Source organism: Tropicimonas sp. TH_r6, assembly GCF_033101155.1.
In the GTDB taxonomy this organism is placed as follows: domain Bacteria; phylum Pseudomonadota; class Alphaproteobacteria; order Rhodobacterales; family Rhodobacteraceae; genus Tropicimonas.
In genome coordinates, this window is record NZ_JAWMPX010000003.1 from 183,202 (window position 1) to 196,526 (window position 13,325).

Consider the following 13,325-nt stretch of genomic DNA (forward strand, 5'->3'; position numbering starts at 1 on the left):
GGTTCATTCGCGGCTCACTCCCCGCCAGATGAATTGCCCAGTAGTATCCTCAGCGATACGTGCGGACTCCCGGACTCCTTCGGCAAGGACCGCATCTCCAAGATCGTTTTCGATAAATCCCGACAGGTCCTGAATAGTTCCGCCCGCAGTCTCCATTTCTACACCGCGGAGCTTGGGAAGAAGTCGCATCTCCACCTGATCAGCCAAAGCAGTTCGTACGTCGCGCCGATCGTTGTCAGATGGGTAATTCGCTGCGTAGGCCATGATCGCCCGTCCAAGGCGATGGCCAAAAGGTTTTCCCAAACTCGACATCAGATTCACCATCCGATCGAGATGTTGCTCGACCGCTGGAAGATCAGTGCCAAGCGAAGACGTCGTTCGGACCCAGGCGCTCCACTGGCTCCGGGACAGGGCTTCGGTCTTGACAATATCCCCAATTCCAGCGCCCGAACGGATCGAACGGGGAGCAGCAAACCGCATGACGTTGGCCCGATCCACTACCTTATCAGAAAGCGATTGGGTGCTTTCGTCTTCGTTCATTGTCCCCGCGAAAAGGACATTGTAGCCGGGGAAAATCCTTGGCGAGACCTGCCCCTCTGGCATCGGGATGTCGAGGAAAAGTTCGGCGTCCTTGCGTGTCTCCATCTTGCCTGCTTCACCGATTCCAGGCCGGCTTTCGAGCCGGCTGAGGAAGTCGGAGAAGTAGTATTCGACCCGAGCGAGGTTCATCTCGTCGAGCAAGATCAACATCATGTGCTCTTGAAAATCCCGGCTTTCTTCAGGTCCGTTGTATTGGTCAAGATGATAAAGCGCCTGGGCCAAGTCGGTCGGTCGAAATTTCCCTTCGATGTAATTGAAGAAGCCCATGAGATCCTGCGGACTGTCCCATCTGGGTTGGACAGGAACCTGTTGAAATCCGATGCCCATGGCTTGGGCGTACCGACGGGGAAGCTGGCTTTTCCCTGTTCCGGAGATACCCGCAAGTACAGCCATTTGGGTGGTCTCGTTGACCTTCATGGCGGTGTGGAACGCGCGAATTACGCGGGTGTGGAATTCGAGTCCCAAGGCCTTCATGTGAACCGAGACCCGGTACAAGGCTTCGTTTTCGATCTCTCGATCTCGCTCCGGCCAATCGCGCATATCAGCGAGAACCGGTGGAAGTACCCGCATCTCCGCCAAGGGATCTTCCTCGCCGCCGGCGCCCGCAGCTCCGCCAGCGCCGGTCTTGCCTTTCATTGCTTCGATTTGGGCAAGCAGTTCCGCCCTTTGCGAGTCAATTCGAGCAATCTCTGTCTGAGCTGAGGCGAGTTTGGTTGCTTCCTCGAGATGATGAGCTTTGATGCGCTCTACCCGTTCCTGCGCGGCGCCCGCCGCTTCCTCCGCCTCACTTCTTCGATTTCTGAACGCCTCGGTTTCTCCTGTTAGGCGGGCTGTATCGCGCTCCAATCTCTCGATATCAGAGTGCAGCTCCCGCTCCCGTGTTTGCAGCGTCTGAAGATCCGAAAGGTTGGCTCTCAGATCTTCGACTTCCTTCTCCAGGCGGGCTTGGTCGTCCTCAAGCTGCGAGATTTGGGATACCAGTTGCTCTGCACGGGAAAGCCTTGTCTCAACTTTTTCAAGCTCGGCGGCTTTGTCTTGCAGGTCGCGAGTCACCGTTGAAAGCGCCGTCTGCGCCTCATCGGTTTCCTGCCGAAGCGCCAGAACCTCTTCGCGGCGTTCCTCCAGCTGCATCCACTCTTGCTGCAATTCCTCACGTTGCCGGATCAATGAATCGACTTCTGCCTGGATGTCGGCAACCGTCTTGATCGCTTCCCGCCGTTTTTGAAGTTCATCTTCCAACTCGGTTAGCGTGTTATTTTTTCCGCCGATCTGTGCCTCAAGCTCACCAATTGTCGCCAATGGACCTTTGATGGTGTTCGCATGATCTGCGCGCCAGGAAACCACAACCATGACAATTACGAGTGCCAGCAATGCGAAACCTACCAGGAGGACGGTGAGAAGAAGTTGTCCCATCAGTTTTCCTCCACCATGGTAGGCTCGGCCTCGTCAGGCGTTTCTGGTTGTCCACCCGGAGGAACCACTGCCCCCGATTGCTCTTGTGGCCCAAGGACAGGCATTGGCTGCGACCGTTCGTCCAGTTCAGCCTTCAATCCAGCCAGCTTTCCGCGCTCTGCGGTTACTTGGGAACCGACCGTGTCTTTTCGTGCATTGAGATCGGCAATCTGGGTTTCCAAATTCGCGGCAACTTTTTTCTGGTCTTCGATTTTTTCCAAGACCGTTGAATAATCTGCAACCAGACCATCATTCTGCACTGCCAGGCGAGCTTTCCTTTCCTCAAGGGCACCAACGTCGGCAAGCAGGTCACTTTGTTGTTTCAGCAACGCCTCGATTTTTTCTCCCAACTCCGACACCTGCTCCGGAAATCCCGAAAGGGCTGGTATCGCCGCCTGAAGTTCCGCAAGCATCTGCCGTGCAGCCACGGCTGCATCTCTCGCTTCAGCCTCTTGGGCCGAAAGCGCACTGATTTTCGTTTCCAACTCTGCGATCAGCTCCCGCGCTGCCGAAACCTCACTCTTCCGGGCTGCGATGGAGTTTTCCAGAGCTGTACGTGCTTCCGATAGACGAGCACTCTCTTCGCGAGCTCCTCCCAGGTATTCGAGTAGATCATTCTTCTCGAGCGAAAGTTCATCAACCTCTTGGGATAGGGTGGCAGACTGCCCCCGTAGGCCAACAAGTGCCGGTCTGGCAGTTTTGATTCCAGCCAAAAGGTTCGAATGGGACTCTTGGGCGCTTTCAACCTCCGCCCTCAGTCCCGCCAGTTGAGCCCCCTGTTCCTGGATTTGTCGGGTGAGGAACTCCTGGTGTTCGGTAGCTTCTTGCTGTTTCTGAAGCAAATCTTGGATACGGTCACCTGCCTCGGCCTCCTGCGCTGCAGCCGCTGCGAGCGCGACTTGCAGCACTTGAACCTCTCCTTTTGTGTCGACAAGCGCACTCTCGGCAGTGTCAATTTCGCTCCCAAGTCTTACCTTGCTCGCCTCCATTGAACCGATTTCATCACGGAGCTGCGAATGTCGATCCGAGGCTTCGGCTATCTTCGATTCAATCCCTCTCAGGCGTGCTTCCTCTGTTCGCAATTCGTCAACTTTCGGAGAAAGGGTCGACGTATCCTGGCGCAGTCCCTCCAAGATCGATGTCTGCTTGCCGATCTCGCCTCTGAGTCTCTGGAGCTCTTGTTCCTTTGCGCTGCTTTCGGACAGCAGCGTTTTAAGACTTGCCTGAGCTTGTTGCACGCGCCGTTCTGCGGTTTTGGCGGCCGCTTCCTTCTCCCCAGCCTCTCTCAGAACATGATCATACTGTTCTTTGGTGTCCTCCAACTGGTTTCGGGAATTGGTCAACTCCGAAACGACTCGGTCTCGCTCCAGCTTTTGAGCGCGGAGGTCGACCAATTCGTCTTGCAGGTCATCCAAAGCCTTCTTGGCCAGTCGGGCCTGATCGGCCGCTGAGTCCTTATCACGCTCCAATCGTTCAATCTCGGAAAGCAATTCGTCCCGTTTCTTGGCAATTCTATCCTGTTGAACCCGGTCTTTCTCGAGTGCCCTGCGAACTCCATCCCTTTCGGCAATCAGTCGGTCCGCCTCCGCGATGTCGCCTTGAAGAGCGTGATACGTTGTCTCGGCAGACTTTATCTGTTCGTTACGGCTGCTCAGTTGCGACTGTAGGGTTCGGGATGTAGCAAGATCTGCTTCGAGCCCTTCCCGTTCCATCTTCAAGCCTGTGATTTCGGCTCGGAAACCATCCCTTTGACTTTGCAGGCCAGCGATGTCAGCCAAGGTCTGCTCCTTGTTGACGCGAATGCTTCCATATTCGACTTCCAGTTCATTGATTTTGAACAGCAGGAATCCGAATGCCGCTACGGTGACAACGGCAAATGCGATTGAAATTCGGGTGAAGGTCCGTGACTTTCGCCAGGTATCACTCGTTGAGGTCTCGTTCGACGAGGTCAAGACAACCCTCCATATCCTGTTTCAGTTCATCCACCCAGAATCGCCGGACTTTCCATCCAAGCGAACGCATCTGGTGATCACGCCAGTGATCGTCGAGTTTTCGGTTTCCATCCAAGTCCTGGTGCCAGCGCCGTCCGTCGACCTCCAAATCGAGCTTGATGCCCGAAGAGCCGAAGAGTGCGAAATCCAACCGTCGGCCGGCGATGTCGTATTGCGGCTGCGGGTTGAGGCCGCGCGCATTAAGGGCATGGAAAACAAGTCGCTCCCACTCGCTGTCGAAGATGCCTTCACCGGTCAGAGGGCGAGGTTCGGTTGCACGCGCAGCAAGGCTCTGCAATTGCTTGATTCGACCGGATCTCGCGTATCCGAGATCACTGAACACATGGGCAACAGCGCGAGCGCGGCTGATGGCAACGTTCATTCGCCGCCAATCGCGTTGGAGAAATGTAACGGCACTGGAACGAATCTTTCGGTGAACAGTCGGCGAGAAAAGGATCAGGTCACGCTCCTGTCCCTGGAAGCCGTCTACAGTGCCGACCCGCAGATCCGACTTCTCCCACAATTCTTGGGGAATTGCGGTTTGCAACCCCTTCGTGAGTGCTTGCACCTGGGATCTGAATGGCGAGATGACACCGATGCTTCCAGTATACCCCTTCGTCACGAGCAGGTCGCCGACCTCCTTGCAGATCGCTGCAACTTCGGCCTCGTTGGCGTTTTGGGCGTTGTGCCCCGATACTGCCGGCCCTGGAACATCTGTCCAGGCCAAGCCGGGCTTTCGCCCTTGAGGAACTTTCAAGCCGTCGAGGTTGGCCGATACACGTAGTTTACCGCCATAGAATTGCGTGTTGATGTAGCCAACGATGTCCTCTGCAGAACGATACTGGTCACGCAACATGACGGTTGGAACATTGGGCGTACTGCGCGCGAGATCGAATAGGCTCTTGGCACTCTGCGAGAAACGCCCTGTCCCCTTCTCGGGCAAACCATTTGCCATCATCAAGTTGCGGTCCTGCTTCGCTCCCAGCTGGGGAATGAATGCAAGTTGCCGATCGTCGCCGACCACAACCGCGCGTTTTGCTCGCGCCAACAATGGTAGAGCAGATGCAATGTCGCATTGGCTTGCCTCGTCAAAGATCACGAGGTCGAAGAGTCCTTCGTAGAGAGGAAGCCGTTTGGGCGCTCCGAGGACCGACGCAAGCCAAAGAGGCCTGTGCTGCAAGACAGTCTCAGCAATCTCCCGAGACATGGTCGCACCTTCGTGGAGCGAAAGGTCAGCATACTCGTTCGATAGCGCGATCCGTTGTTCCTCTGTCAGACCGGCCCGATGTGCAACAGTCTGGCGAAGGACGGTCTTTGCCAGGGACTCGATTTCCTCAGTGAGTTTCACTGGGTCTTCTGGTGATCCAAGTTCCTTCAATCGCTCCCTGTTCTTCTTTATCAGGCGTTCCAACCCGAGGCGGGACGTCTCCATCCCACCTTCGGCAGATCCTCCGAATCCGAACAGCTGAGCGAGCCATTTCAGAACCCGACCCCACAGTCCCGAAGCCGGAACAGCAGCATTGTTTGGAAGATTTTGCTCTGCGATTGCCCTACGAGCCTCGATCGTCTCGATTGCATCGGCCAGTTCAGTGTTCAAATTGCGTGTGGTTTCGACATTGTCGAGCGCCGCAAGACGTTGTCGTGCCAAGATCGATAACTCCGATTCCAGCACCAGATCCGCGGCTCCGGCGGGGCCACTTGGTTCCGAAACAAGTTCTGACACGACAGTAGTCAGGTTGACGTCGATTTCTCGAGCAGGGTCCAATGTCCGCACCAAAAACCGAGCATTGGGTGCGATCTCGGACAACCGTTGTTCGACCGCGTCCAGAGCTTGGTGGTTCTTGGACGCAACCGCGACCGCACCGCCACCCAGAATCGTAGTGGCCGCCATTGCGACAATCGCCTGGCTCTTCCCAGTTCCTGGTGGGCCGGTAACGACAGAAAGCGCCTTCAGATTGGCATTAGAAACCGCCCGGATCTGCTCGTGATTGAGTGGACCGACATTGATCGGAGGCCTTTCAGTTTCGTCGCCTGAATAGGACATACCCAGGAGAGGGCCCAACGAGGTGCGCGAGATTTTTTCCGGCTCCCAATAAGCGATCTCGTCAAGATCCCGGACGGCACCCGCGGTAAAAGTGCTTCCAACAGGGAAAAAGAGACCCATCGCGTCGAAAATGCCTACATCGGATGTTTCAAGCTTGGACGCGAAGGACCGACCAGTAATTCGACCGCGAATGGAGCGTGCAGCTGCCTCTCGCAGGCGAGCCGAAAATCTGTCGCGTCCGAGGCCGGTGCCACCCTGGCCGGCGAACACTTCGGAGAGCCCTGCATTCGACCAAGGCGATCCCTGCGCCGCTGCCTTGACCCAATCCGGGTTCACGATGACATCATCGTTTTCGATACGAATTTCGAGGAAATCTGCCTTGTAGTCCCACGTTGCCGCAATGAGTCCGACCGGACGTACCGTGGGAGCACCAGCTCGTCGTCCGATTTCTATCGGCCAACCAACGGCAAGGGCGCGTTCGTTTGCATCTCTGCGAGCAATAGCTTCCCTGAAGCTGTCTGGAAGGTGGTCCAGCTGCACGCGAACGATCCCAACGTCTTCATCAGCTGGAAACGGATCACCGGCTCCTGAAACGAGCTGGAATGCTGTTGTGTGCCGGTCTGGTGCCTGTGTCAGAGCGCCACGAGGATCACTTTGCAATGCTGCCTTGTAGTATCGCAGCAGGTCGTTTGGGTTGATATGGCGGTCACCTGCAACAGCATCGTCAGGGGTCGAAGACGAACTCCGCTCCTTCCCGAAATACGCGGGCACGGCTGCAAGTGAATCTGGTGGTTCTGAAACTGCCAGCCGGTCATCGACGCTATCTGATTTTCTCAGTGCCGAAGGCTTCCGACCAACGACCCTCCACTTGTCGTCTTTTCCAAGGGTCAAAATCCCTTGTTTTTGCAACGACAAGAGTTCTGCGCGGATTTCTTCTCGTCGCCCAAAGCTAAAATCTGCATCCAGAAGCGCAATAAGCTCTCTGGTGGTTCGCCCCCTCGGGAAAGCTTCGACTGTCTTCAAAACTGCGCTCAAGCGGTGTTTCCCTCAGGAATTCGCAAAGACAGTGAGATGTCCTTGCCCTCCACAAATGCCTGCCCCTTCAAGTTGACCCTTGGGCACCTTCGGGCCTTGAATTGGGAACTCTTGGTGGATGGCACTTGCCAAGTTGTTTTTCACACACAACCACATGAAGTTGAGCGCTATTTCAGCGAACTACAAGGAGGTGGTGTGTCGCAATTGGACAACTCGTGGCAACTGTCGCGGTGGCCGGGGGCACACCGAAAGTTATACAGCGTTGATCAACGCCTCGACAGCAACTGCGGTAGCGATCCCGACCCCCATGTTCTCCAGCACGGAGCGTAAACTTCTCTTGTCTATGCGCCGACCGTCCAAGATTGCTCTCGCTTGAATAGCTCCGGTCACCAGGGCCGAAGTGATTGCACCATCCTGGACGATACCTGAAAGAGTCTCGCCAGCAAGGTCTCCCAGGGTTTCTTCGGTCAGCGCAGCCAAATCAACGTTGGAAAACTCTGAGTCGAAAACCAAGTCGGAGAACGAACCCTGATACTGAGAGAACGCCTCTGAAGTAACCATAACCTCGATATCCGGATAGACTTCGAAGTGGTCGGCGAGCGCTGCCGGGTCTTGTACAGCCTTCAACTGAACCTGACCTATCACTTCGCCATCGACGAAGAACTCAAGGTCGGCACCGGGATGGTTGGTTTTATCGAAGAGCGCTGCGGAAACATTATCTCCATCGAAGTCTTCGGCACGTTCCACCAGGAGTTCATGGAATATGCCCTTTACGTTTGATACGACCCCTCGAAGCTGATCGGGGGTCAATGAGTTGAGATACTCTCGCAGTTCGGCTTCACTGGCGGAATGGAGCGAATTGCTCGAACGCCTCAAGGCCTCTATGCACAAGGCTTGGTCCGGCGAGTAGCCGCCGCTCCAACCATCTGCGATCCGCTGCATTGTGACAGCCATGACGACAGCTGCGCTTCTACGATTCATAAGGTATCTCCAGAAGCTTCAAGATAACCGCGCAATACATGGACCTGCCCACGCAGTCTGATGCGGTTGTAGTGGGTAAGCCTGTCAAAAACGCCGACTTCCAAGGCCTTTTGCAAATGTCGGACCAAGGGATTTACGCCGATTTCGAAGAATAAGCTCAACTCGTCCGTTGAAACATCTCTATCTTCAAGAGTTGCTTGCGAGATGGCTGATTTCAGTGCCGCAATCGTTTCAAGCAGACGCTGTTCCTCCTCGGAAATCTCAGTCTCCCCACGAGCAGAACCAAATACGGCCGATCGCATTTTCCGCGCGGCAAGATAGCCCGCCCCAGCGCCGCCAGCCGCCAATACCAGACCTCCTGCGGCAACCCCTCCGCCAACGAGGCCACCGATCCAATACAAGGTCGCTGTGCTCTTTGCTGCTCCCGCCAGAGACGCGATGGCAGTTCCTGTCGATGCAACGCCAAAACTGCCGATCAGTCCGGTGCCCGCTCCTGCCGCCATGGTCCCAGCGACAACGTTGACTCCGGCGCCAAGTGCGACTCGCGCCTTCTTGTCAGAGATCTGCAGAATGCTGCCCACAATTCCCGTCAGAACCGCGCTTACACGGTCAAGAGGGGGCTGGCCGCGGGACCAAATTGGACGCAATCATCGGTTTCGGAAGCCGGGAGATCGGCCTTGACTATGCCTGGCCCTGTTTTCCAGCTTTGGCTGCCGCGATGCGATGCTGTGGGACCTTCGAGCGGTATCGCTCCTCTGAAAGGCGAAGCGCCGCATCAAGCTGCCTCGACTTGCCTTGTATGAAGCCTGCCGCAACACCGTAAGAAGGATAGATTTTTGCGTTCAGCAATTGAAAGCGTGCCTCGAGCTTCCTGATGTCCTCGATGTTACGGGAGAACCGAGCCAAATCGCTTGCCAGCACCAGGGTCTCGGCGCCTTTTCGCGACTCGAGGAAACCCAACAAGTCCGTCAGGCCCGGCCGGGGGGCATTGAAGCCGACTGGAGCATCCACAAACACCTTGGAAACGAAAACACCGGCTTCCTCGGCGAAGCGCTTGCATGCGTCGATCTGACCTTGAAGCTTATCCTCAGTGGGATCTTGGGAGCTACTGGCGCTTCTGGCGTAGATCACGCCAATCTTGGATTTGGTTGTCATCAATAACCCTTCCTTTTCCGGAAGCGAGATCCCAGCACCATGCCGTAATTCTTGCTCACTCCCTAAAGACCGACCGCAGATGCGGCCGATAAATCGTACAGCTCAAGTTCTCAAACCTCTCCTGAAAAACAACGCCTTGTGGGACGCGAGGCTATTGTTGGAGGCCAATAAGGAGAGATCTCCGCGATAGCGCCGGACCTGCGCTTAACGCGCGATGGGAGGCTTCATGGCCGACAATGTCCATTCTCCATACAGGGCGCGAAGCCACGTAGGATGCGGTTCGCGGTTACAGGTTCCGAACGGTGAATAGACCGTGCAGAAACAGGAATAAGTCCTGCGTCAAAAGGTGAGCCCGACTTCACTTTGTCCGAACTGCTGAAGACATATACCTACCCGCAATGCCGATCAACCATCTAAGCCTATAATTTATTTACACAATTTTCTTCCGGTTCTAAGAAAACCGCCAATATACGCGCGCGCGTAGGCGTGCGGGTTGCCCATCTGCGCGGTCATTGATGTGTTCACAAACAACGCATCGGTGACCGAGAAGACAACGACATCAAACCTTCCGTGTGATCCTTCGTGGTCAAGGCGCCCCACGTGAGCCAAACCCTGTTGTCCAACAGCTACTCCGGTCGCTACACAGATGGGGATCCGTCTGCACCGCGGGGGCCATAGGCCGGCAAGACCTGGGCGGCCTTGGCAAATCACACGTCTTCCTATCGCGACTTGGAGAAGAGATACCCTGAGGTGGCACATGAACCGTTCTCGCTGAAGCCATGGCACGGAAGTCCTGCTTGATCCAAACTGATACGCGGAGACGTGAGTAATGTTAGAGTTCGGCCTGGCCGGTTCACTGCGATTGATTGCCAAAATGCAAGTCCCAGCAGTCGCACAACGAGGGGAAACCTCGGAGTTCAAGTCAGTCCCCTTGGTTCGGACAAAGGGGACCACAGAGGTCAGTGTGGGAAGCGTTGCGCGAGGATTGCTGCTTCCCGTTGGCGGATCACCAGTTCCAGCTGCCATTGTTGAAAGTCGACGAGGGCATCGCTGAGCCTCTTGAGGCGCTCGCCCTTGAGCGTATAGATGGGCGTTCTCGAGATTTCGTACTCGATCATACCGGAGTCCGAATAGACCTCCTGAAGCGAGGTTTCTGCTCCGAGAACCTGTTGCAAGATCAGGACCTTCACCAGTTCCTGGAGCAACTCGAGGTTTGCCTCAGTCTCCCGGTTGGGATACTCAGGCATCTCGAGCGCCTTCGAAACCTTGTCGATGAGATTGTGGTGTTGGAAATCAAACAGGGGCCGGGCATCCCCGAGTTCGTCGGTCAGTGTGATGGCGGCGCGGACCATCAGCGACACGATCTCGCCAACGCCAGCGTTGTCATGTTGGTTCTTATGCATTTGGAACTCCTTCCAAGTTTTTCGCGGGAATTCGCGTCAAGAGAGCTCCTGTTGGAGCTCTGGAAGAATGTCATCCGGCCTCATTTGCGGTTTCCCAGATCGGCTCCTTGGAAATCGCAGCCAGACGAAAGGCCAACCGGTCGGTGAGCAGGCAGATTCCCTCAATCCACGGATCCAGTAGATCGAGCTCCGCAAGAAATGCCTTCTCGCTCTGGCCTGGGTTCCTGGCATTTCGAAGCGAAATAAGCGCCATGAGCGCCGAAAGTCGGCGGCGAACACCATGGGTCGCCAATCCGTCTCTGGCGATTCCAACGTAGAGCCCTTCGACGAGGGACAGGCCATCCTTGCCCCCGAGCAACTTGCCTGCTGACAACAATGCTTCTCGATCCTGCTCGAGGGACTGCAACAGAGACCATTCGGCCGAAGTAATCATCCGGTCAGGAACGTGGTGTGTCGTGTAAAAACATGTCATCTGATAGACCTTCCATGGTTCGTAGTTGCCCGCCATCTCGCGGTTCAAGTCCATCGCACCAGCTCTTCGCGGCCCTTCCTTTGCAGCCTTGTCTCGCCCAGACGACAAGGCTGCCAAGGAAGGGCTGAGAGAGCATCTTCCCAGATCCTTCTGAAATATATGTAGCAGCAATGCTGGGCGCTGGATGGGCTTCACCAGAAATCGTGCAGAAGTCCGCAAAAATAGTGAAAGCGCCTTCGATCTATATATGCTGAGGCGGCGTTCGGAGACGATCCCGCTCGCTTGATTGCGGCAACACTTAGTTGCGATCTAAATTTAAAAAAAAACCTTCCGGTTTTTCAAAGTTGGCCAATATATAAACCACTGAGAGAGATGGCGAAAAGGACAATTGGGGGTTGACGGCTGTCGACGGATGTATATGTTTTGTTCCGCAGGCAGATTCGACGCCGCAACACGGCCACACACTTGAAGCGATCGATGATCGCAGGGGGCGAATGCCCCAAATAGAGCGCGTATTTGCGCAAACCAGGAGGCCTGTTGTAAGTGTATCAATCTCTCGAATCTTTTAAGCCTGAATCCGACGAGGAACGTCATTCAGTCTGCGCTTTTGACGCTTGTTCGGATCGTCGACCGGTTTCGGTGAACATCGGCAAGTATCAGGAAATGATCGATGATCCCGATCTTTCAAACGAGCAAAAGAAAGAGCTCGTTCATGCTCTCTGGACGATAATTGTGTCTTTGGTCGATCTCGGGTTCTCGCCGGTTGAAGCCGACGATGGCTGAAAGGTTGGCCATTGCGGCGAAGTGTTTGTTGGGGGAGGACGTTATCTCTCCCCCGGCTTCACTTCGAACCTTAGTGATTGAAGAAGTTCGGTGAGAACTGCTGCTTCATTTGAAGAAAAGGTCAAAGGTATGAAGTCAAAAATGAATAACACCGCTAATTCATCGTTCGAGGGCAAGGTCGCAATCATCTATTGTCGTGTCTCTTCACCCAAGCAACGAATTGAAGGCGAGGGGCTGGAAAGCCAAGAGCATCGATGCCGTGCCCACGCGAAGTCCCGAGGCTACCCTGTTGGGGCGGTATTTCGAGACGACACCACTGCTGGCGGTGACTTCAGGAAGCGCCCCGGCCTTCGGGATTTGCTCGCCTTCATCAAAGCCCAACCGGCCATTCAATACGTTGTCATTTTCGATGATCTCAAACGTTTTGCCCGAGACACCAAATTCCATCTGGAGCTACGAGATGTGTTCAGGGAGCAAGGTTCGGAACTTGAATGTCTAAACTTCAGATTCGACGACTCTCCCGAAGGAGAGTTCCAAGAAACTGTACTGGCGGCTTCAGGGCAACTCGAGCGCAAACAGAACGCTCGGCAGACCATTCAAAAGACGCAAGCCCGTCTGGAACAAGGGTATTGGACTAATCGGGCTCCGATCGGGTATGTCTACACCCGGGACAAGGTCCATAACAAAATTCTCACTCCAGACGAACCTGTTGCTTCAGTCCTGAAAGAGGCCTTGGAAGGATTCGCATGTGGACGGTTCTCGACGCAAGCAGACGTAAAGCGGTTTCTTGAGAGCAGGCCAGAATTTCCAAAAGATCTGCCCAACGGAAAGATTCGGGACTGGAAAATCACTCAAATTCTCGAGCGTCCGATTTACGCCGGATACATTGAGGCGCCCACACAGAATGTTTCGCTCAGGGAGGGCCAACACGAGGGCCTTATCAGTTTTCAAACCCACCTGAAGATCCAAGAAATTCGGCGGGGCCGAAGGCGACCAGGTACTCGCAAGGATGTGGCAAGAGATTTCCCCCTGCGCGGGTTCGTTTATTGCGATGACTGCGGCCGACCTTTGACTGCATCGTGGTCAAAGGGGTGTCGCAAACCCTATCCCTACTACCGCTGCCAAACGAGGGATTGTCCTTCCAAACGCCCCTCCATCCCGCGGGCAACCATCGAGGACGGTTATGAAAGGATCCTAAACGACCTCGAGCCCACGAAGGAACTCTTTCAGTTGGCCGATGAGATGCTCCTTGATGCATGGGAGTCCAGGCGAGCCCAAGCTGTTGAAGACAGAAAGGCCGCCAAGAAGCAACTGCGGACGATCGAGGGTCAAATTCAAGTTCTGCTTGAACGGTTCTTGAGCACATCCAGTTCTGCGGTGGCTGAGGCCATTGAAGAACGTATCGAGAA

The 13,325-nt window shown here is 55.2% G+C and carries 9 protein-coding genes and 1 pseudogene; 2 read left to right on the plus strand and 8 right to left on the minus strand.

The features are described 5' to 3' along the window. Nucleotides 1–3: 3 nt before the first annotated feature. From R3X27_RS04910 to R3X27_RS04945, 8 genes are all read right to left on the minus strand, one after another. Nucleotides 4–2,013 carry a chromosome segregation ATPase-like protein gene (locus R3X27_RS04910; RefSeq protein WP_317707712.1) on the minus strand — a complete coding sequence of 670 codons (2,010 nt, stop codon included), beginning with the start codon at nucleotides 2,011–2,013 and terminating at the stop codon, nucleotides 4–6. Next, nucleotides 2,013–4,004, minus strand: coding sequence for a hypothetical protein (locus R3X27_RS04915; protein ID WP_317707713.1), 1,992 nt, complete (start codon nucleotides 4,002–4,004; stop codon nucleotides 2,013–2,015). Before R3X27_RS04915 ends, R3X27_RS04910 begins: the two co-directional genes overlap by 1 nt. Beyond that, complete coding sequence (locus R3X27_RS04920) at nucleotides 3,973–7,122, minus strand: AAA domain-containing protein (protein ID WP_317707714.1); 3,150 nt, start codon at nucleotides 7,120–7,122, stop codon at nucleotides 3,973–3,975. Before R3X27_RS04920 ends, R3X27_RS04915 begins: the two co-directional genes overlap by 32 nt. Nucleotides 7,123–7,374: 252 nt before the next feature. Beyond that, nucleotides 7,375–8,103 (minus strand): hypothetical protein, encoded by a 729-nt coding sequence (locus R3X27_RS04925; protein WP_317707715.1) that lies wholly within the window; start codon nucleotides 8,101–8,103, stop codon nucleotides 7,375–7,377. Further along, entirely contained in the window at nucleotides 8,100–8,684 is a 585-nt protein-coding gene (locus R3X27_RS04930; RefSeq protein ID WP_317707716.1) for a hypothetical protein, read from the minus strand. Before R3X27_RS04930 ends, R3X27_RS04925 begins: the two co-directional genes overlap by 4 nt. 100 nt (nucleotides 8,685–8,784) lie before the next feature. After that, nucleotides 8,785–9,258 carry a recombinase family protein gene (locus tag R3X27_RS04935; protein ID WP_317707717.1) on the minus strand — a complete coding sequence of 158 codons (474 nt, stop codon included), beginning with the start codon at nucleotides 9,256–9,258 and terminating at the stop codon, nucleotides 8,785–8,787. A 959-nt stretch (nucleotides 9,259–10,217) separates the two neighbouring features. After that, nucleotides 10,218–10,661 carry a hypothetical protein gene (locus tag R3X27_RS04940; RefSeq protein ID WP_317707718.1) on the minus strand — a complete coding sequence of 148 codons (444 nt, stop codon included), beginning with the start codon at nucleotides 10,659–10,661 and terminating at the stop codon, nucleotides 10,218–10,220. A 70-nt stretch (nucleotides 10,662–10,731) separates the two neighbouring features. Further along, nucleotides 10,732–11,187, minus strand: a complete 456-nt coding sequence (locus tag R3X27_RS04945; RefSeq protein WP_317707719.1) for a hypothetical protein — start codon at nucleotides 11,185–11,187, stop codon at nucleotides 10,732–10,734. Nucleotides 11,188–11,676: 489 nt separating this feature from the next. On the opposite strand from R3X27_RS04945, the gene R3X27_RS04950 reads away from it, so the two are divergent. Together R3X27_RS04950 and R3X27_RS25630 are read left to right on the plus strand one after the other, a co-directional pair. Beyond that, entirely contained in the window at nucleotides 11,677–11,916 is a 240-nt protein-coding gene (locus R3X27_RS04950) for a hypothetical protein (RefSeq protein ID WP_317707720.1), read from the plus strand. A 141-nt stretch (nucleotides 11,917–12,057) separates the two neighbouring features. Then, nucleotides 12,058–13,083 (plus strand): annotated as a pseudogene (locus tag R3X27_RS25630) (recombinase family protein); the annotation flags it as partial. Nucleotides 13,084–13,325: the final 242 nt, after the last annotated feature.

Excerpts from the sequence above, each read along its gene's own strand:
- R3X27_RS04925 (WP_317707715.1), bottom strand. The coding sequence starts at position 8,103 with ATGAATCGTAGAAGCGCAGCTGTCGTCATGGCTGTCACAATGCAGCGG.
- R3X27_RS04910 (WP_317707712.1), bottom strand. The coding sequence starts at position 2,013 with ATGGGACAACTTCTTCTCACCGTCCTCCTGGTAGGTTTCGCATTGCTG.
- R3X27_RS04940 (WP_317707718.1), bottom strand. The coding sequence starts at position 10,661 with ATGCATAAGAACCAACATGACAACGCTGGCGTTGGCGAGATCGTGTCG.
- R3X27_RS04945 (WP_317707719.1), bottom strand. The coding sequence starts at position 11,187 with ATGGACTTGAACCGCGAGATGGCGGGCAACTACGAACCATGGAAGGTC.
- R3X27_RS04935 (WP_317707717.1), bottom strand. The coding sequence starts at position 9,258 with ATGACAACCAAATCCAAGATTGGCGTGATCTACGCCAGAAGCGCCAGT.